The 19,587-nt window shown below is 39.3% G+C and carries 22 protein-coding genes, 1 tRNA gene and 1 pseudogene; 16 read left to right on the plus strand and 8 right to left on the minus strand.

The genetic code is table 11. The features are described 5' to 3' along the window. The first annotated feature begins 2 nt into the window (after window positions 1-2). On the plus strand, window positions 3-314 hold the full coding sequence (locus tag SP60_RS04395) for a (2Fe-2S) ferredoxin domain-containing protein (RefSeq protein WP_053951469.1): 312 nt from the start codon (window positions 3-5) through the stop codon (window positions 312-314). On the opposite strand, the gene coaE is transcribed toward SP60_RS04395, so the two are convergent. After that, window positions 300-905, minus strand: coding sequence for a dephospho-CoA kinase (coaE, locus tag SP60_RS04400; RefSeq protein WP_053952219.1), 606 nt, complete (start codon window positions 903-905; stop codon window positions 300-302). The two genes, SP60_RS04395 and coaE, sit on opposite strands and share 15 nt — an antisense overlap. 78 nt (window positions 906-983) lie before the next feature. Between coaE and SP60_RS04405 the strand changes: the two genes are divergently transcribed. After that, window positions 984-1,060 (plus strand) — tRNA-Met (locus tag SP60_RS04405). 257 nt (window positions 1,061-1,317) lie between these two features. Here the strand turns inward: SP60_RS04405 and SP60_RS04410 are convergent. Beyond that, window positions 1,318-1,686, minus strand: a complete 369-nt coding sequence (locus tag SP60_RS04410) for a hypothetical protein (protein WP_144418590.1) — start codon at window positions 1,684-1,686, stop codon at window positions 1,318-1,320. Window positions 1,687-1,890: 204 nt separating this feature from the next. On the opposite strand from SP60_RS04410, the gene SP60_RS04415 reads away from it, so the two are divergent. The 5 genes from SP60_RS04415 (at window position 1,891) to SP60_RS04435 (ending at window position 4,500) form a co-directional block, all read left to right on the plus strand. Next, complete coding sequence (locus tag SP60_RS04415; protein ID WP_053951471.1) at window positions 1,891-2,865, plus strand: hypothetical protein; 975 nt, start codon at window positions 1,891-1,893, stop codon at window positions 2,863-2,865. Window positions 2,866-2,889: 24 nt separating this feature from the next. After that, complete coding sequence (locus SP60_RS04420) at window positions 2,890-3,306, plus strand: hypothetical protein (protein WP_053951472.1); 417 nt, start codon at window positions 2,890-2,892, stop codon at window positions 3,304-3,306. Window positions 3,307-3,308: 2 nt separating this feature from the next. Next, on the plus strand, window positions 3,309-3,803 hold the full coding sequence (locus SP60_RS04425) for a hypothetical protein (RefSeq protein WP_053951473.1): 495 nt from the start codon (window positions 3,309-3,311) through the stop codon (window positions 3,801-3,803). 2 nt (window positions 3,804-3,805) lie between these two features. Beyond that, window positions 3,806-4,153 carry a DUF2628 domain-containing protein gene (locus tag SP60_RS04430; RefSeq protein WP_053951474.1) on the plus strand — a complete coding sequence of 116 codons (348 nt, stop codon included), beginning with the start codon at window positions 3,806-3,808 and terminating at the stop codon, window positions 4,151-4,153. 62 nt (window positions 4,154-4,215) lie between these two features. After that, window positions 4,216-4,500, plus strand: coding sequence for a hypothetical protein (locus SP60_RS04435; protein WP_158403329.1), 285 nt, complete (start codon window positions 4,216-4,218; stop codon window positions 4,498-4,500). 106 nt (window positions 4,501-4,606) lie between these two features. On the opposite strand, the pseudogene SP60_RS08440 reads toward SP60_RS04435, so the two are convergent. From SP60_RS08440 to nhaA, 6 genes and pseudogenes are all read right to left on the minus strand, one after another. Then, window positions 4,607-4,765, minus strand: a pseudogene (locus SP60_RS08440) (IS3 family transposase); the annotation flags it as partial. A 58-nt stretch (window positions 4,766-4,823) separates the two neighbouring features. After that, complete coding sequence (locus tag SP60_RS04445) at window positions 4,824-5,318, minus strand: YagK/YfjJ domain-containing protein (protein ID WP_053951477.1); 495 nt, start codon at window positions 5,316-5,318, stop codon at window positions 4,824-4,826. A gap of 114 nt (window positions 5,319-5,432) precedes the next feature. Continuing rightward, complete coding sequence (locus SP60_RS04450) at window positions 5,433-5,762, minus strand: helix-turn-helix domain-containing protein (protein WP_053951478.1); 330 nt, start codon at window positions 5,760-5,762, stop codon at window positions 5,433-5,435. Further along, window positions 5,762-5,989, minus strand: a complete 228-nt coding sequence (locus tag SP60_RS04455; RefSeq protein ID WP_053951479.1) for a helix-turn-helix domain-containing protein — start codon at window positions 5,987-5,989, stop codon at window positions 5,762-5,764. The genes SP60_RS04450 and SP60_RS04455 overlap by 1 nt, the downstream gene beginning before the upstream one ends. Before the next feature lie 458 nt (window positions 5,990-6,447). Further along, window positions 6,448-7,158, minus strand: coding sequence for a TylF/MycF/NovP-related O-methyltransferase (locus SP60_RS04460; protein WP_053951480.1), 711 nt, complete (start codon window positions 7,156-7,158; stop codon window positions 6,448-6,450). A 378-nt stretch (window positions 7,159-7,536) separates the two neighbouring features. After that, window positions 7,537-8,901, minus strand: a complete 1,365-nt coding sequence (gene nhaA / locus SP60_RS04465; RefSeq protein WP_053951481.1) for a Na+/H+ antiporter NhaA — start codon at window positions 8,899-8,901, stop codon at window positions 7,537-7,539. 178 nt (window positions 8,902-9,079) lie between these two features. On the opposite strand from nhaA, the gene tkt reads away from it, so the two are divergent. The 9 genes from tkt (at window position 9,080) to SP60_RS04510 (ending at window position 19,587) form a co-directional block, all read left to right on the plus strand. Then, a complete protein-coding gene (tkt, locus tag SP60_RS04470) occupies window positions 9,080-11,059 on the plus strand; it encodes a transketolase (RefSeq protein WP_053951482.1) in 1,980 nt (659 codons plus the stop codon). 57 nt (window positions 11,060-11,116) lie between these two features. Further along, window positions 11,117-12,112 (plus strand): type I glyceraldehyde-3-phosphate dehydrogenase, encoded by a 996-nt coding sequence (gene gap / locus SP60_RS04475; RefSeq protein WP_053951483.1) that lies wholly within the window; start codon window positions 11,117-11,119, stop codon window positions 12,110-12,112. Window positions 12,113-12,153: 41 nt separating this feature from the next. Further along, window positions 12,154-12,543 carry a DUF302 domain-containing protein gene (locus SP60_RS04480; protein ID WP_053951484.1) on the plus strand — a complete coding sequence of 130 codons (390 nt, stop codon included), beginning with the start codon at window positions 12,154-12,156 and terminating at the stop codon, window positions 12,541-12,543. Window positions 12,544-12,560: 17 nt separating this feature from the next. Then, window positions 12,561-13,724, plus strand: a complete 1,164-nt coding sequence (locus tag SP60_RS04485; RefSeq protein ID WP_053951485.1) for a phosphoglycerate kinase — start codon at window positions 12,561-12,563, stop codon at window positions 13,722-13,724. A 3-nt stretch (window positions 13,725-13,727) separates the two neighbouring features. Then, window positions 13,728-15,176 (plus strand): pyruvate kinase, encoded by a 1,449-nt coding sequence (gene pyk / locus SP60_RS04490; protein WP_053951486.1) that lies wholly within the window; start codon window positions 13,728-13,730, stop codon window positions 15,174-15,176. Window positions 15,177-15,204: 28 nt separating this feature from the next. Further along, window positions 15,205-16,266: a class II fructose-bisphosphate aldolase gene (gene fba / locus SP60_RS04495; protein ID WP_053951487.1), complete on the plus strand. Its 1,062-nt coding sequence runs from the start codon at window positions 15,205-15,207 to the stop codon at window positions 16,264-16,266. 67 nt (window positions 16,267-16,333) lie between these two features. After that, a complete protein-coding gene (mnmG, locus tag SP60_RS04500) occupies window positions 16,334-18,202 on the plus strand; it encodes a tRNA uridine-5-carboxymethylaminomethyl(34) synthesis enzyme MnmG (protein ID WP_053951488.1) in 1,869 nt (622 codons plus the stop codon). After that, window positions 18,199-18,810, plus strand: a complete 612-nt coding sequence (gene rsmG, locus SP60_RS04505; protein ID WP_053951489.1) for a 16S rRNA (guanine(527)-N(7))-methyltransferase RsmG — start codon at window positions 18,199-18,201, stop codon at window positions 18,808-18,810. The genes mnmG and rsmG overlap by 4 nt, the downstream gene beginning before the upstream one ends. 3 nt (window positions 18,811-18,813) lie before the next feature. Further along, window positions 18,814-19,587, plus strand: coding sequence for a hypothetical protein (locus SP60_RS04510; protein ID WP_053951490.1), 774 nt, complete (start codon window positions 18,814-18,816; stop codon window positions 19,585-19,587).

The raw sequence follows: 19,587 nt of genomic DNA on the forward strand, positions 1-19,587 counted from the left end.
TTATGGATTTCTACACCCGACATATTTTCTTTTGTAATAATCAACGCAAAGACGGTAAAAGCTGTTGCTCTCAGTTGGGCGCTAAGCAGATGTATCGTTATGCCAAAGATAAGTGTCGAGAAGAGGGAAAAATGGGTGAAGGCAAAATTGGCGTTAGCGAATCACGCTGTTTAGGCAGGTGTGAGCATGGGCCGGTGGCAGTTGTGTATCCAGATAATGTTTGGTACCAATATATTGACGAAGAGGATATTGATGAAATCATTGATGAGCACTTAATCGCCGGAAAACCCGTTAAACGCTTACAGATTGATTAATTTTTGATATAAATTTTGCACTTTTTGCTTTAATTCGAAAATTTCCGAATTATTTTCAATCACATCAATGGGTAGCTGATCTGCTAGTTTTAGCCTGTTTTCTGCACTTGTTTGTGTATAAATAAGCGATTTTGCAGAGTTTTTATCAATATTTTCACGTTTTATTAGTCTTTTTAGCTGATTTTGCTCATTACAATCAATAATAATGGCTCTATCAAACAAATAAGCTAAATTTTTCTCAACTAGTAGCGGTATTTCGACAATAATAAGCGATTTTTTGCTATTTTTTATTGCCATTTGCATTTTTTCCAATATTTTTGGATGCAAAATGTCCTCAATTAGCTGTTGATTGGCTTTATTATCTAGCAAAATTTCTCGTAAAACCTTGCGATCAAGGCTTTTATCCGCCTCAAGAATGCTATCACCAAAGTGATCAACGAGTTCGCTTAATCCCGCACTCCCAGGCACAACTACTTGCCGAGAGAGCTCATCAAGGCTGATTACCTCAGTGCCAAGATTTTCAAATAATTGGGCAACGTTAGATTTTCCGCAGGCGATTCCGCCTGTTAGTGCAATTTTAATTGGTGACATAATAGAGTTGATTTTATCAATATATTGGCCTCGGACTATTGACATTTGCATCAAATGTCTTGATAATACACGCTCTTTGGTTATGTAGCTCAGCTGGTTAGAGCACAGCATTCATAATGCTGGGGTCGGTGGTTCAAGTCCACCTATAACCACCATATACAATAAGGGGTTTAGTGTTTTTTCACTAAGCCCCTTTTTATTGGGCTACCACTGGGCTACCTTTTGGCAGATTTAACCTTGCTTTATTAATATTGATAAAACCTTGTTATGACGCTATTTGTTCACCAAATGGTGCTTTCTTTCCGCCTCCATCAATAAAGTACTTTAATGGTTCTTTGTCAATTGGCAAGTGTGAGTATAGGTACGTGTTCTTTTCCAAACCTTGAACTTGTCCGCTTCTACGGGTTTATCTTTACTCAAAGTCTACATCAGGGTCTATGAACTCCACTTTAAAATTCATGTCCATACCGCCTGTAATATCTAACTCTTGCTTATCACCCCACCCACGCTTGCCACCTTTCCGTTTTAGGATTGTCTCGCAAGCCTTGAATTTGATACTCTCATTATCTGACACTACAAGCTCCATCATTCCTCTCTCAGCTAAGTCTAAATTACTCTCTTTAATGTCGTCTACTTGGTCAGGGTCTTTCATTGCCCTCTCATGTACTGCTTGACGTGAATAAGTATCACCTGCAACTTTAGCAATAGCGTCTGCTGTGGCTTGAAAATTAGCATTATTAATTCTTAGTAATTCCCAGAAATCTTCGTTAGTAATTTTCATATATATTGCGTATTTGTCAGGTTTGTCAGGTTTTACCATTAATTTATAAGCATCATTTCAAAGAATAATATTACCACTTACTTAAAAAGATCAGCTAACAGCAGTAAATACTAATCATTAAATTACAGCATCAGAAATTAATAGGTAGTTATGAGATGTAAATGGATATAATTAAAAATGAACTACTTAATATAAGGTGTTTTTATGAAAAAAACTATATTTTCGCTAATGATTTTATTTTTTAGTCTTGGCATCCAAGCAGCACAACTAAATATAAAAGTTAGTCATAAAGTAATTGATGGCAAAGTATTTATTAATGGTTTTACAAATCTGCCAGAAGGCACAAAGGTTGGAGTTGAGGTTTCATCAGCTGCTGATGACTATTCTGCACAGAGCTATAAATTATATGTGAATAGTAGCGGCTTATTTCAAAGTGAAGGTTTTACTGATTTAGGAAATCCTCTTGTCGGTAGTTACAACGTTGAGGTAATAAGTCGTATTAATAAATTTTGGCAAAATGAAGAAATATTAACTAAATTAGCTAGATTTGAAGGCAATGGAGTACAGGGTGACAAAATATCACTCAAGTATTCAATGTTCATTGATGCGGCTCAAGGTGTAAATTACACAGTTATTGAGAAGACCAACCTAGAGCAAGTGAAAGGCAGTATTAGCATAAGACTTGAAAAGAAAGTCTCAAAGGATTCTTTGCGTAAGTTAGCATTGAAATTACGAGAAATTCAGCCAAGAAAATATGACCGATTATTTATTACATATTACCTGCCAAACATGAAGCCAGGCTTTGGCGCATGGGCGAGTACCCATTTTAATCCAGATTTGAAAGTGGTTATATTGGGCTTAACAATTGAAGAAGAGAGTGTGTTAATAAATGAGTCTAAGACTCCCCTTGGGGAAATAATTGGTGAATGGATTGATGAGTCTCCTTATGCCGGTTCAAAGTACGCCTTAATCAAGAAAAATAAAAAAATCATCATGGTGCGAAAATTTGCAGATGGTAGTCATTCAGAAATAGAAATGATTCAAAAAAACCAGTCAGGCAGGATTCGGTTTGAGAGAAAGAAGAAAATTCATGATGATTATTTTCTAATTGAAAGAGATGGGAGTTTAGGTTCATATGATGACCTAGGACTCATCAGTAAAATGCGCATTATTAAATAATAAATTACATAGGGCTCTTATCTAATGAGTAAAAAAGAAAACAATGGTTGGTTTAAAAAAGATATAGGAATATTTCCGTTAATAATTGTATTAGCAATAGTTATGTCTTGGTTTCCTGATGATGATGACAATAAGGATGCTACACAAGTTAAGGCAGCTACAGTTCAAAAGGTTGATGTGACTGACCAACAAAAAAACAAGTTTGAAAGTTGGGCGCTTAATAATACCGAAGTGACAAGCCTCACCTATCCTGAAGATAGTGATTGGCAATTATGGATTACCCTATCAGACAACAAACACTCTTACACCACAAAAGAGGATGTTAAAACTATCGCCTCAACAACAGCAAGGTACTACAAATTACAAACAGGCTATAAGGGTCTTGTGATTGTAACTGTTTGGCGTAATGACTCTGTTTACGCTAAAGGAAGGGACTACTGATTATGAAAAGTTTAATTTTGATTCTTACTATGTTATTTATTACTTCGTGTGCTTCAATTGAGTCAAGACCCCTTACTTGGCATCATTATGGCATTCAGGTGGACAGTGAATCTTATGATGACAAATATATTAGAGGCGTCTCTTATCTTCCATCAGTAATGAATCAAAAGATTTATGCCTGGGCTTCTTTAAGTGAATATGGTCATTACTTTAAACTGCAAGTTCATAATAAGTCCAACAAGCCTATCAGTTCAAATTATTTTTTAGATCAGTTTGAGTTATTTACCAAAGACGGTGCAAAGTATATTCTTGAGCCAACAGGTGGGATAGCACGATATCCTGAAAAAAAATATATCAATCCACAGGATACTGTTTGGTTTTCTGTAAACACCCCAAAAGGGCTGAAACACGAAGATGACATAGCCAAAATTGTTATAAAACTGGGTTATGATGCAAGAATAGTGCTTAAGCCAAAGCCTTCAAAAGGCGTTCAATAATTATGAAATTTCAAAATAAAGACAATGGCTATATTGAAGAAACGTCACTTACATTTTTATGGGTGCTGTTTTTTGGAGTGTTTTATTTTTTATATAAAAAGATTTGGAATCACGCACTGATTAGTCTTGGTTTGGCAATTATTACAGCGGGAATATCGTGGTTAATATATCCATTTTTTGGTAAAGAAATTGTGCGTAAACACTTTTTAAGAAACGGCTGGGTTGAAGTGTCAGATACTGGAGAGCAGATAGATAGTAATATTGAAGTTAAGAATAAGACTGGTGATTATGTAATTATTGCAATAATAATTATCTTGGCATTGGCTATTGCTGGTCAAATGATGGGGTAAATTCTTTACAAAAGGAGTGATTAACAATGAAACATATAAAAATAATGCTAATGATGGGATTTATGGCGATATCTGTAACAACCAATGCGGCCACTAATACCGAGGTTGTTGGAATGTTAGAGGGATATGTAGAAACGTGCAATAAGAAAAAAACCTCTATTGGGCATATGTTCATTGGCAAGGCTATTACTAACTTTGGCAAGGGAGGCATTCAGCAAAGGGCAGATAGATTAAGAGCTTCTGACGAATATCAGAAGGGTAAAAACCTTGTAAGTCTGGACTTTTGTATAACAATAGGATTCTTGTTAGAAGATATGGGGTTATCAAAAGCAACCACGGATAAATAGCACTATTGGTTAATGACTATACCCACAACTATCATTGGAATAACTCACTACCTGAGCTTCACCTAAAGGGTTTAGTCTGTAGTGGTCCGTTAATCTTGGACACATTTCAAGCCACTTTTTCCAATTCAGCCATCTTCTGAGCGGGTGTCATATACCCAATCGCTGAATGAATCCTTTTGTAGTTATAAAAGTAAATATAACTTTCAACATTTTGCACTACCTCGTAATGATTTGCAAAGCTTTGATGGTTTAATCGCTCAGCTTTGTAGTGGTCTGACAAACTTGGATACAAAGATAGCCTTATAATACAAACTATAAGGAGGTCAATAAATTACCTCTTCCCTTGCCTCCTTCATATTATGTTTATCAAGAAAGTAGTAAGGCTTTGGCACAACCGAACGGTGTCCATTCTTATACCACTTAGCTTTGATTTGTTGGTTCAAAGCAAAAGAGTTTCTTATCTTATCTCCATCAATAAAGAAAGCACAATGATAGTGCTGAATCTTTGACCTTTCTACTTCTCTCACCCAAACATAACCAACGTACTTGGTCTTGTACTTTCGTTTTATTCTTTGAACTTGTGCTTTTATAAAGGTTGTTATCTGCTTATTGTCATCACAATATTGTCGAAGGTGTAAATCAAACCTTAATACAAAGACACGCTTATATCTCGCTATCATTTTGTCCAACTCAACAACAAACTTTTCAATAATAAGTGGATAAACTCCTAGCTTTTCGGTTGAGTTTATTTTTAATTCCTCACCGTTAATGTTTAAGAAAGAACCATAATGCTCCTTCTTCCTGTTTCTCTTAGTCATACTCTTTACTCCATTAGATAAAAGGAACTACCGTCATTAATCAGTCGCTCCCAAGCAATCTCTTTTGATTAAAAATTAATTACTTAGGAGAAACTGTTTGGTTAATTGAGGGGATTACAAAGCGTGTGCTTTTTCCTCTAGTAGGTAGTCAGCTAATTCACAATCTTCATTGTTGAATCTGTACTCGTTGACTTTAACTTTTTTGCCATAGCGAGTATCGACTTCTATCATCTTCCTTGGAATTATGAAACCACAGTTGCGACAGAGTTCGCTAATGTGTGTATTCAGACAAGTAGTACCTATCATCATAAAGGCTTCTCTGCTTGTGAGAGAATTCCCATCACTCAAATACTCGACAATGTTATACTTTGCGTTACCGGATTTTAGGTAGCCCTTCTCCAACTTGGTCGTTTCAGAGGGGTTTTTATTATCTACTCCATTCATTACACTTCCTCCTTCACACGGATTGAATTAACCTTAACCATACCGTTATGGTCGTGGGTATTCTCTTCAATGTAGGTTTCAATGTCGGAACTTTTATAACGAACGGCATTACCAATCTTGATAAATGGAAGTCCAGTTCCAAGTATTCTTTGATTAGATAATGTCTTAGGTGCGAACCCTAAAATATCTGCGAGTTGCTTTGTTGTAAACAGTCTATTAATTGTCATATGTTTCTTACTCCAATATTATTAAAATCACTCCTGTTGGGAGTGGCTGTATAGGACTAAATTTTCTAGCCTATAGTAATATTGTCGCACGATAGGGGTGTAGGCGGTATTACCCACCCATTACCCTATTAATCCCTATTGGAATAGTGGTTTCAGGCTTTTTGATTTTTTTTAAAAGTGGAGTAAATACCCTTTTTGGTAGGGGTGGGAAGTGTAGGGTAGTTCAAGCTAATTTAAGGGCTATATGGATGTCGAATTTTGCTAGTGCGGTAATGGTATTCCTTCACTAGAAAAGTGCTCGTAGTACCTAGGTATTACACCCTAAATCTTGTTGTTTTCTTGTTGTATTATTGCCCTTCTTTTAACAAAAGAAGGAATATAAAGTGCCTAGTTCATTAGTAGACAAAATGAGTCAAATGCAACCAAATCAACAAAAAAAATGTATAGTTTTGAATGCTTTAAGTTTTTGTAATATAAAACCTACCAGTATAGTGTTTACTGACACTTGTATTTTTTTCATTACAAAACTCATCTATCGCTATTTTAGCGCCTGGCCACTTTTTGGCATCCTTGCCAAAATCATATTCATCAAGCAAGATTATTGCATTATCTTGAAGTAATGGCCAAAAGAATTCTAAAATCGCCTTTGTAGGCTCGTAAATATCTACATCTAGATTTAAAAGGGAAACAGGTGATTCATCATAATATTCAAATGAATCAGGTATCCAGCCTTTGATAAGAGAGATGTCATTATCATCTAAATTTTGAGCACCTAGATCAATAAGATTTTGCTTTACCCAATCAACTGTAAATTTTGCATATTTTTTATTATAGCGATCATATGAACTAGAAAAAATACTGCCATCCTTTGAATTTGGTGAAGAGAATCCCTCAAATGAGTCAAATCCCCATATCTTTCTCGAGCAATTAAACTCCTTTTGTAGATTTTTAAAGAATGCTAAAGTTCCTCCTCCAGCAACTCCACATTCAACAATATTTCCAGAAATAGAAATTGTTTTCATAAACATTTCGTAGTGAAAAAGACGTCTAATTTGACTAGGTGATAGTCCTGACCAAAATTTCTCAACATTATCACTATCTTTTAATGATATTTTATATCCTAATTTGTCAAAAAAAATATATATAGCTTTCTTTACGAATTTTTTCATATCTTATCTAATAAAACAATTTAAATATATTTTAACTCATTTAGAAATTAAAGTTTTGTTAAAAATGTGAGGGAGAGTATATAAATACTACTGTTATATCGATTGGGCTCCCCCACTAGGTATCAAAGTCTAAATAAATATGCGAGTGATGGTGGTTATTTATCGTTATAAATCAATGAGTTAACTAGTAAATAATTGGTAGATATATATTAAATATATAATTATCACAGTTAATCCTACTGGTAGCCATATGGTAGCCCAAGTATTATTTTGATTTAAGTGAAATGGCTTAAAGCCTTTAAATAGATGGTGGTTATAGGTGGACTTGAACCACCGACCCCGGCATTATGAATGCTGAGGTCGGTGGCTCAAGCTTGCCTATATCCACCATCTGTTTGAGCGTCTCTTTTCAGAGGTGCTTTTTGCCACATATCTAAGCCATAAAAATCCAGATAATCCAGCAAACAAGGAAGCTAATAAAATTCCAACTTTGGCTTGAAAAATGAGTTCAGGAGTTTTTAGAAATGCCAGGTCTGCTATAAATATAGACATGGTGAAGCCAATACCGCCTAAAAGTGCGATGCCAAAAATTTGACTCATGCTACTTTGATCTGGAAGTTTGGCGATTTTTAATTTTATAGCGAGCCAAGAAACGCCAAATATTCCAACTACTTTTCCTAAAATAAGGCCTAAGATAATTCCCATTGATATGGGTTCAATAATAACAGCGCCAATCGAACTGAAATCTATCGCAATACCTGCGTTGGCTAGTGCAAATAAAGGGATAACTACTAAAGCGACTGGAAGGTGTAAGTCGTGTTCAAGCCTGGCAGCTGGAGATCTGACAGCATTAATTTTATCCTGCAGATTGATGAGAATGGCCTTTTGATTTTCATGCAGCATGTGGTTTTCACATGGGGGATACTTGTCATATTTATCGAGTAATTCTTTAGTATCTTTAGAGAGACTTGAGGAAGTGTGTTTGGGTTTTGAAGGGACTGCCATGGCAGCAATAACGCCTGCAATAGTCGCATGAACGCCCGACTCAAACACAAAGAACCACATGAGAGTGCCCATGACAAAATAAGGCAAAATCATATGAATACCAAAACGATTAAAGATGACTAAAATTAAAAAAGCAACACCAGATAAGGCGAGCGGCACAACGTGAATTTGATCGGTATAAAATACTGCAATCACTAAAACCGCGCCTAGGTCATCAACAATGGCCAGTGCAACTAAAAATGTTACCAATGCTGTAGAGACTCTTTTGCCTAATAGGACTAATACACTAATTGCAAAGGCGATGTCTGTCGCCATAGGCACCCCCCAACCGCCGGAGCCAATCTCGCCTACATTGAGGCTGAGATATATTAATGCAGGAAAAACCATGCCGCCAATAGCGGCCATAATAGGCAGGGCTGCTACTTTTATATTTGACAATTCTCCTACTAAGATTTCTCTTTTTATCTCTAGTCCAATCATAAAAAAGAATAAAGTCATCAGACCGTCGTTGATCCAATGATGAATGCTGTGTGATAGCTTCCATGAACCAATATTAAGATCTATTTTTGTATGGAATAGATGTTCGTAGTTTTCTGTTAATGGCGTATTGGCTAAAATTAATGCTAATACCGTCATAAACATTAAGATTTTTCCAGTTGTGGTTTGGGCATGAATAAAATGCTCAAACGGTGTTGAGATTTTCTCAAAGGCCTTTTCCCATGGGGCGTATAACTTCATTTTATCTCACTTAAATTTGTATTGTAAATAGGACTTTATAATACCTAATGAATTAATAAGTTTGGGTTATCCTATTTTTTTAGGGAGAAACCCCGTTACATCAACGCCCAGCGCCAGCCTTGAAATTTTCCTAGTTTCTGAGTATAATTGCTCTCTTTTGCATTCAAGGAAATTTAATATGCCATCACGCAGAGATCTAGCAAACGCGATTCGCGCCCTAAGTATGGACGCCGTTCAAAAAGCCAATTCAGGCCACCCAGGTGCACCAATGGGCATGGCAGATATTGCTGAAGTGCTTTGGAACGACCATATGAAGTACAACCCAACTAGCTCTAAGTGGGCTGATCGCGATCGTTTTGTTTTATCAAATGGCCACGGTTCAATGTTGATGTATTCGTTACTACATTTAACGGGTTTCGAATTAAGAATGGATGATATTAAAGATTTCCGTCAATTACACGCTAAAACTGCAGGCCACCCTGAGTATGGTTATGCTGAAGGTATTGAAACGACAACGGGCCCATTAGGCCAAGGTATCACTAATGCTGTTGGTATGGCAATTGCTGAGCGCACATTAGGCGCACAATTTAACAAGCCGGGTCATACGATTGTTGATCACCACACCTATGCCTTCATGGGCGACGGTTGTTTAATGGAAGGTTTGTCACATGAATCATGTGCAATGGCTGGCACATTAGGTTTGGGCAAGTTAATTGCATTCTGGGATGATAACGATATTTCAATTGATGGCCATATTGGTGATTGGATGGAAAAAGGCGTTCCAGGACGTTTTAATTCATACGATTGGCATGTTGTTGCTGTTGATGGTCATGATGCAGATGCAATCAGCAAAGCAATTACTGAGGCTAAGGCTGTTACTGATAAGCCATCTTTAATCTGTTGTAAGACAGTTATTGGCTTTGGTTCACCAAATTTATCTGGCACACACGATTGTCACGGCGCGCCATTAGGTGACGAAGAAATTGCAGCAACACGTAAAGAATTAGGCTGGGATTCAGCACCATTCGAGATTCCTGCTGACATCTACGCAGGTTGGGACCATAAAGAGCAAGGCGCTACTGATGAAGCAGCTTGGAATGATGCTTTTGCAGCATACAAGGCTGAGTTCCCTGCAGATGCAGCTGAATTTGAGCGTCGTATGGCCGGTGATTTACCAGCTAACTTTGAAATGGAAATGGATAAGTTCATTGCTAAGACTCAAGAAGAGATGCCAAAGATTGCTTCTCGTCAAGCATCACAAAAAGCTATTGAGGCAATGGGGCCATTACTACCAGAAATGTTTGGTGGCTCAGCTGACTTAACCGGTTCTAACCTAACCAACTGGTCAGGTACGGTTAAGGTTAATGCAGACAATGCTAATGGTAACTACATGTCATGGGGTGTGCGCGAGTTTGGTATGGCACACATGATGAACGGTATGGTTCTGCATGGTGGCTTTAAAGTTTACGGTGCAACCTTCTTCATGTTTATGGAGTTCATGCGTAATGCACTACGTATGTCTGCCTTAATGAAGATCGGCACGATTTACGTTTACACACATGATTCTATTGGCTTGGGCGAAGATGGTCCAACACACCAGCCAGTTGAGCAACTAGCAACAATGAGAGTTATTCCTAACTTTGAAACGTGGAGAGGTTGTGATGCAACTGAGTCTGCTGTTTCATGGAAAGAGGCAGTTATTAGAGATAACGGCCCAACTGCTTTAGTATTCTCACGTCAGGCGCTAGCGCCAAACGAGCGAACAGCTGAGCAAGTGGCTAATATCTCGAAAGGTGGTTATGTACTTAAAGACTGTGCTGGAACACCTGATGTTGTCATAATTGCAACGGGTTCAGAAGTTGGCTTAGCGGTTGAATCTGCAGCAGCGTCAAGCAAAAATGTTCGTGTTGTTTCTATGCCTTGTCCTGAAAGATTTGATAAGCAAGACGGCGAATACAAAGAAAGTGTTTTACCAACAGGTGTTAAGCGTGTTGCAATTGAAGCTAGTATTGACAATGGTTGGTACAAATATGTTGGTTTAGATGGCGCTATCGTTGGTATGAAATCATTCGGTGAGTCTGCACCAGCAGATCAATTATTTAAAGAATTTGGCTTCACAGTAGAAAATGTTGTAAACACTATTGATGGGCTTTTTTAAAGACGGCTGTTGTGGCAGTTGTTCTTAATTTTATTAACAAAGTAAAGGAGTAGAAAAATGACAATTAAAGTAGGTATTAACGGTTTTGGTCGTATTGGCCGCATGGCATTTCGTGCAATTAAAAAGGACTTCCCTGAATTAGAAGTAGTCGGTATTAACGACTTATTAGAAAATGATTACTTAGCATACATGCTTAAGTACGATACAGCACAAGGTCGTTTTGACGGTGAAGTAGCGGTTGAAGGAAACAACTTTATTATCGATGGCAAGAAAGTTCGTCTTTCAGCTGAGCGTAATCCTGCAGACCTTAAGTGGGATGAAATTGGTGCAGAGATCGTCATCGATTGTACGGGTTTCTTCTTAACTGAAGAGTCTTGTCAGGCACACATTGATGCGGGTGCTAAGAAAGTTGTTCAATCAGCGCCTTCTAAAGATGGTACGCCAATGTTTGTATACGGTGTAAACCACGAAGAATACGCAGGTCAAGCAATCGTTTCAGCAGCTTCTTGTACAACTAACTGTCTAGCGCCAATTGCAAAAGTTATCGACGATAACTGGGGCTTAAAGCGTGGTTTAATGACGACGGTTCACGCATCTACTGCAACGCAGAAGACTGTTGACGGTCCTTCAATGAAAGATTGGAGAGGTGGACGTGCAGTATTTGAGAACATCATTCCTTCATCAACAGGTGCTGCTAAGGCAGTAGGCGTGGTATTGCCTAAGCTTAACGGCAAATTAACAGGTATGGCTTTCCGTATTCCTTCGGTTGACGTTTCGGTTGTTGATCTAACTTGTGAGTTAGATAAGCCTGCAACTTACGAAGAAATTTGTGCAGCCATGAAAGAAGCTTCTGAAGGTTCTATGAAAGGCACATTAGGTTATACAGAAGAAGCGGTTGTTTCTTCTGACTTCCGTGGCATTAGCCAATCTTCAATCTTTGATGCTGGTGCAGGTATTGCGCTAGACGATACGTTTGTAAAGGTTGTGTCTTGGTACGATAATGAGTATGGTTACACATGTAACATGCTTCGTTTAGTACAGCACGTAGCTTAATATTTAAAACAACGGCTTGCTTAGGCGGGCCGTGTTTTTATATGCCAGATTTAATCATCAAAGACTCTCAACTTAGTGTTGAAGAAGTCATTGAAAAATTAAAAGAAGCAGTTCCAAACAATAAGTTTGGAATTTTGCATTCTTACGATATTAAACAAACACTGGCTGGAAAAGGCCAAGTATTGGCAGAAGAGTGCCATGTGTTTGAAATTTGCAACCCAGTGGTGGCAAAGAATATCCTCGAGAAGGATATGAATTTGGCAAGTGTTTTACCTTGTCGAATTTCGGTATATACAATGGATGGCGCCACTAAAGTAGGAATGGCGTCACCCACTAAACATATTGCTCAATTGACGGATTTAGATTTATCTCTAATCATCGATCCAGTTGAGCAAGCATTGATCAACATTGTTGATCAGTCAATTGCATAAATAACTAGGAGAAAAGAATGTCAGTTATCAATTTATCAGATCTAGATCTAAGCTCTAAAAAAGTCTTAATTCGTCAAGATTTAAACGTCCCTATTAAAGACGGTGTTGTTACCAGCGATAAGCGTATTAAGGCTTCTGTGCCAACTATTAAGATGGCTATGAAGCAAGGCGCAAAAGTGCTACTTATGTCGCACCGTGGTCGCCCGACTGAAGGTGAATATAGTGATGAGTTTACTTTGCAGCCAGTGGCAGATCGCTTAACAGAAATCTTAGGCGTAACAGTGCGTTTAGAAAAAGATTGGTTAAATGGTGTTGAGATGAATGACGGTGAAGTAGTTTTATGTGAGAACGTCCGTTTTAATGAAGGCGAAATGGCAAATGACGACGCACTATCAAAGCAAATGGCTGCGATGTGTGACATCTTTGCCATGGATGCATTTGGTACGGCGCACCGTGCGCAGGCTTCTACACATGGTGTAGCCAAGTATGCGCCAATTGCTTGTTCTGGTCCGCTACTTTCAGGCGAGCTTGAAGCATTAGGCAAGGCACTCGATAATCCTAAGCGTCCAATGGTGGCGATTGTTGGTGGCTCTAAGGTGTCAACCAAGCTAACCGTATTAGAATCTTTATCTAAAATTGTTGATCAATTGGTTGTTGGTGGCGGTATTGCCAATACTTTCATTGCGGCTCAAGGCCACAATGTGGGCAAATCATTATGTGAAAACGACCTTATTCCTACTGCACAAAAATTAATGAAGGACTGTGAAATTCCTGTTCCTACAGACGTTGTTTGTGGCAAAGAGTTTTCTGAGACAGCTGCAGCTGAAACTAAGAATGCAAATGAAGTGGTTGATGACGATATGATTTTTGATATTGGTCCAAATTCAGCACAAGAATTAGCAGATATTATGAAAAATGCTGGCACAATCGTTTGGAATGGTCCAGTAGGCGTGTTCGAGTTCGATCAGTTTGAAGGTGGTACAAAAACAATTGCAATGGCAATTGCTGAGTCTGATGCGTTTTCAATTGCAGGTGGTGGCGATACACTAGCGGCAGTTGATAAATATGATATTGAAGACAAGGTTAGCTACATCTCAACTGGCGGCGGCGCATTCTTAGAATTCTTAGAAGGTAAAAAATTACCAGCAGTAGAAATTCTAGAGCAAAGAGCGGCGGAGTAAAGCTTGATCAGAAGAACTAAAATATTAGCAACTCTAGGTCCGGCAACAGATAGACCAGGAGTTTTAGATAGTATTCTGGCAGCGGGCGTCAATGTCGTGCGCGTGAACTTTTCCCATGGCTCTGAAGCAGAGCATTTGGGCCGGGTTAAAGCGGTTCGTGACTGGGCGCATGCAAACGATACTTATATTGGTGTACTGATGGACCTTCAAGGTCCTAAGATTCGCACCGCATCTTTTAAAGATGGTATAAAAATTACCTTAAATAATGGTGATCATTTTGCGCTTGATGCGGATCAGGATGAATTATCAGGCGATCAGGCTTCTGTTGGTATTGCTTATAAAACACTACCTCAAGAGGTTAAGCCAGGCAATATTTTAATCCTGGATGACGGAAAAATTGTTCTACAAGTAAGCAGTATCGACGGTAATAAGATTAACACTCTGGTTACTCAGGGCGGTATCTTGTCTGATAAGAAAGGTATTAATTTACGTGGTGGCGGCTTGTCTGCTAATGCGCTTACTGAAAAAGACAAAAAAGATATCTTTACGGCTGCAAAAGCTAAAGCTGACTATGTTGCTTTATCATTCCCGATTAATGGTGATGATGTTCGTGAAACTAAAGCCTTACTCTCTAAAGCGGGTTGTGAAGCAGGCGTTATCTCAAAAATTGAGCGTGCAGAGTCGTTAGAAAAAGACACCATTCTTGATATTATTAATGAATCTGCCGGCATTATGGTGGCACGTGGTGATTTGGGTGTTGAAATTGGTGATGCACAACTACCAGCACAACAAAAACGCCTCATTCAAATGGCGCGAGCGAATGATCGCATTGTTATTACTGCGACGCAAATGCTTGAGTCCATGATTGAAAATCCAATCCCAACACGAGCCGAAGTTTTTGACGTGGCTAATGCGGTACTTGATGGTACTGATGCGGTGATGCTGTCAGCAGAAACAGCAGCTGGAAATTTTCCTGAAAATGCAGTACGCACTATGGCAGAAGTTTGCCTTGAAGCAGAGAAAAATCCAATTGCCAAAGAGTCACATCATCGATTGAATGAGTCGTTTGAGTATATTGATGAAACTATTGCTATGAGTGCTATGTACGCCGCTAATCATTTAGGGGCAAAGATTGTAGTATCGTTGACTCAGACTGGAAAGACGGCCATGTGGATGTCTCGAATTAGCTCAGGTATTTCAATTTATGCGATGTCAGACAATATTCAGACGTTGCGCAAGGTTACTCTGTATCGTGGCGTATATCCATGCAGTATTGATAAAGACACCAGCTCAGAATGGTCAGATGTTAACCAAAAAGTTATTGATACACTGATAAAAAACAGTGTTGTTGAGGATAGAGATTTGGTAGTATTGACCAAAGGAATGTATAAAGATAAATCAGGTGGAACCAACATGATGAAGATCCTTCGTGTCGGCGATGCTAACTATTAAAAAAAAGTAATCAAGTAAAGGAGAAAATATGTTAATTTCATTAAGAGAATTATTAGACCATGCTGCAGAAAACAGCTACGGCATGCCGGCGTTTAACGTTAACAACATGGAGCAGGTTCATGCGATCATGGAAGCGGCTGATAGAACTAATTCACCCGTTATCATGCAGGGTTCTGCAGGTGCACGTGGTTATGCAGGCGAGCCGTTCTTACGTCACTTAATTATTGCAGCCACTGAAATGTACCCACATATCCCAGTAGTTATGCATCAGGATCATGGTTCAGAGCCAGCAGTTTGTTTGCGCTCAATTCAGTCAGGTTTTTCATCAGTGATGATGGATGGCTCTTTAGAAGCAGACTGTAAAACACCATCTTCATTTGAGTACAATGTTGACGTGACTAAAAATGTTGTGGCAATGGCTCACGCCGGTGGTGTTTCAGTTGAAGGTGAATTAGGTTGTTTAGGTTCATTAGAAACAGGTGAAATGGGCGAGGAAGATGGCCATGGCGCTGAAGGTAAATTAGACCTTGATATGTTATTAACAGGTGTTGAAGAAGCGGCTGATTTTGTTAAGGCAACTAACGTTGACGCTTTAGCGATTGCTATTGGTACATCGCACGGTGCTTACAAGTTTACTCAAGAGCCAACAGGTGAAATTTTACGTATTGACCGTATTAAAGAAATTCATGCGCGTATTCCGGACACACATCTCGTGATGCACGGTTCTTCATCAGTGCCACAAGATTGGTTAAAGATCATCAACGACTTTGGTGGTGATATGGGCCAAACTTATGGTGTGCCAGTGAGCGAAATTCAAGAAGGTATTAAAAATGGTGTGCGTAAAGTTAACATCGATACCGACTTGCGTATGGCTTCTACCGGTTCGATTCGTAAGCACTTAGCTGAAAACACAGCAAACTTTGATCCACGTAAATTCTACAGAGAAGCAACAACTGCTATGAGCGATATCGTTGCAGCACGCTTTGAAGCATTTGGTGCAGCAGGGCAAGCAGATAAAATTACCGTGACTTCATTAGATGAAATGAGTCAAAAGTATGCAGCAGGTGAGTTGGACGCAAACGTTAAGTAAGCGCCTAACGATCAAGTATCAGAAGGGCTCGTTTATGACGAGCCTTTTTTATTTCTAAGGGAAATTAATGAGTCAAAAACCACACTATTCAGTCATTGTTATTGGTGGCGGGCACGCAGGCACGGAGGCTGCGCTCGCCTCTGCACGCATGGGGGTTGATACACTGCTGGTTTCTCATAATATCGAAACCTTGGGGCAAATGAGCTGTAACCCTGCGATTGGCGGGATTGGTAAAGGACACTTGGTAAAGGAGATTGACGCCATGGGCGGTGCGATGGCTAGTGCTATTGACAAAGCTGGCATTCAGTTTCGCACTTTAAATGCTTCAAAAGGTCCTGCGGTTCGAGCAACACGAGCGCAAGCTGACCGAGTATTGTACAAGGCAGCCATTCGCTATACTTTAGAAAATCAAGAAAGCCTGTCTTTATTTCAGCAAGCGGTCGATGATTTGGTGATTGAAAATGACGTGGTAACTGGTGTCATAACGCAAATGGGGCTTACCTTTACGGCCGATAAAGTGATTTTAACCTCGGGTACTTTTTTGGGCGGTATTATTCACATTGGACAGAAAAATTTCCAAGGTGGGCGAGCGGGTGATGCACCTTCGAACCCTTTGTCTAGAAAATTGCGTGAATATGATTTGGGCGTGGGACGTCTAAAAACAGGCACCCCGCCAAGATTAGACGGACGCACATTGGACTACTCTCTGATGCAAGAACAGCCAGGTGATCAGCCACTACCCAGTTTTTCTTTTATGGGAAAGCCGTCAGATCATCCAGAGCAAATCTCGTGTTTTATTACCCATACTAATGAAAAGGCACATGACTTTATCCGTGCCGGGCTAAAAGACTCACCAATGTACACGGGTAATATTGAAGGTATTGGCCCAAGATATTGCCCGTCTATTGAGGATAAAGTTGTGCGATTTGAAGAACGAAATTCGCATCAAATTTTTGTAGAGCCAGAAGGCTTAACCACGAATGAAGTTTATCCAAATGGCATTTCAACTTCCTTACCCTACGAGGTTCAGGTAGATTTTATCCATTCGATTAAGGGATTCGAGAATGCACAGATTGTGCGCCCTGGTTATGCCATTGAATATGACTTCTTTGATCCACGCGGTCTAAAGCAAACACTAGAAGTTAAGCGTATTGCAAATTTGTATTTTGCAGGTCAAATTAACGGCACGACGGGCTATGAAGAGGCGGCAGCGCAAGGGTTATTGGCAGGTGTTAATGCCGCATGCGCCGTTCAGGGTAAGGATGCTTGGCTGCCAAAGCGTGATGAAAGTTATATTGGCGTTATGGTGGATGATTTAATCACCAAAGGCACGAACGAACCGTACCGCATGTTTACTTCGCGAGCTGAATATCGATTGCTTTTGCGTGAGGATAATGCCGATGAACGGTTGTGCCCTATCGCTCGGAAGTTGGGCCTTATTAGTGAAGATAGATACCGAGCGTTTGAGCAAAAATACGCAGCCGTTGATCATGAAAAACAGCGTCTAGAAAGCACTTGGATTCAAGCTGGCGACACACAGGCGGATGCAGTATTGGGTCAGAAGCTTAACCATGAATATTCGTTATTGGAGCTACTAAAACGCCCTAAGGTGAATTATAAAATTCTCAGTCAAATTGATTCTGGACAGCCGTACTTAACTGACGACAAACTAATTGGCGTGGTGGAAAATCAGATTAAATACGCAGGCTATATTAAGCGCCAATTGGATGAGATTGAAAAATACCGTAAAAATGAAAATACTCGCCTACCTGCTGACATGGATTACAATTCGATTCAGGCTCTGTCTGCAGAAGTGCGCCAGAAGCTGACGCAGCACCAGCCGGAAACCATTGGCCAGGCCAGTCGAATCCAAGGCGTTACGCCTGCCTCTATCTCTATTCTATTGGTTTATCTCAAAACGTATAAAAAGCTATGAGTGTTAAAACCTTACTAATAGAGGGCGCAAAACAGATGGATATTGAGCTTGAAGATCAGCAAGTATCTAGTTTATTGGCGTATTTAGAGCTTATTGTTAAGTGGAATAAAACCTATAATTTAAGCGCTATTCGTCATTTGGAGGATGGTGTAAAAAAACACTTGCTCGACAGTCTTTCGGTGATTCCTTACATTAAGCAAGAGCCACTGCTTGATGTGGGTGCTGGTGCGGGCCTACCAGGCATTGTTATTAGTATTATGAGGCCCAATCTAAATGTGAGCGTGCTCGACAGTGTTGGTAAGAAATGCCGTTTTATGCAATTTGCAAAAACCCAGCTAGGCCTTAAGAATCTTACTGTGGTGAATCAGCGAGTTGAGGATTATCAGCCTGAACAGTGTTTTGGTCAGATTACCTCGAGAGCATTTGCAGAAGTTGAAAAAACCTTAAGCCTGACAAAGCATTTATTGTGTGATAATGGTCATTATTTGCTGATGAAAGGAGATCATTTTGCCGACGAGGCGCTTGAAGGCTTTAGCCTTAAAGTGCATAAAATTCGAGTGCCTTATGTATCTGATCAGCGTTATTTTTTAGAAATACAGCCCCATTAAAATATGAAAAAAATCCTTTATTATTTATTAGCATTGATCCTTATTGGCGCTATCGCCTTAGTGACTTGGTTTGACACACTGGCTAAAGGTGTACTCGAATCTTATGCACAAAAATCAGTTGGATCTACTGTCAGCGTTGGTGAATTTAGAAGTGACTGGGATCAAGCTCAGGTAAATATTGACTTTATTGAGGTAGCAAATCCAGCGCATTTTTCCAATAAAAATGCCTTCGTTTTAAATCACCTGAGCGCCTCGCTCTCTGAGCAAACTCAAGATAAGCTTGTGGTTTTAGAAGTACTTGAGTTTGACGGCCTGTTATTTACGTTAGAGCAAAATAACAGCCAAGTAAATTTGGTTGAGTTGTTAAAACAACTAAACCAACAATCTAAAAATGCCAAGCGTGATATCTCTAGCAAGCAAGCCTCAAGCCAAAGCCCAGATTCTATTCAGGCTTATCGTGTGATCATCAAACAGCTAAATTTTGTTAACACTCAGCTCTTTATTGATACACAATGGTTTAAAGAAACTGTTGTGGTACCTGATGTGCTTATTCATAATTTTGGCGGGCAAGGCGGTATTCCGCTGACGCAGATCGGTGTGGAAATTATGAAAGTTGCACTAACGCGTATTCAAGCTGAAGTTGAGAAAAATGGCTTAAGACTTAGTGAAAAAGAAATTAAAGAAAGCGTTAATCGTCAATTGCGCAAAAAGCTAAATACGCTAACGGATGATCTAGATGATCAGAGTAAAAATTGGCTAAAAAAACTCGGGCTATAA

It is taken from the genome of Candidatus Thioglobus autotrophicus, assembly GCF_001293165.1.
Lineage (GTDB): Bacteria > Pseudomonadota > Gammaproteobacteria > PS1 > Pseudothioglobaceae > Thioglobus_A > Thioglobus_A autotrophicus.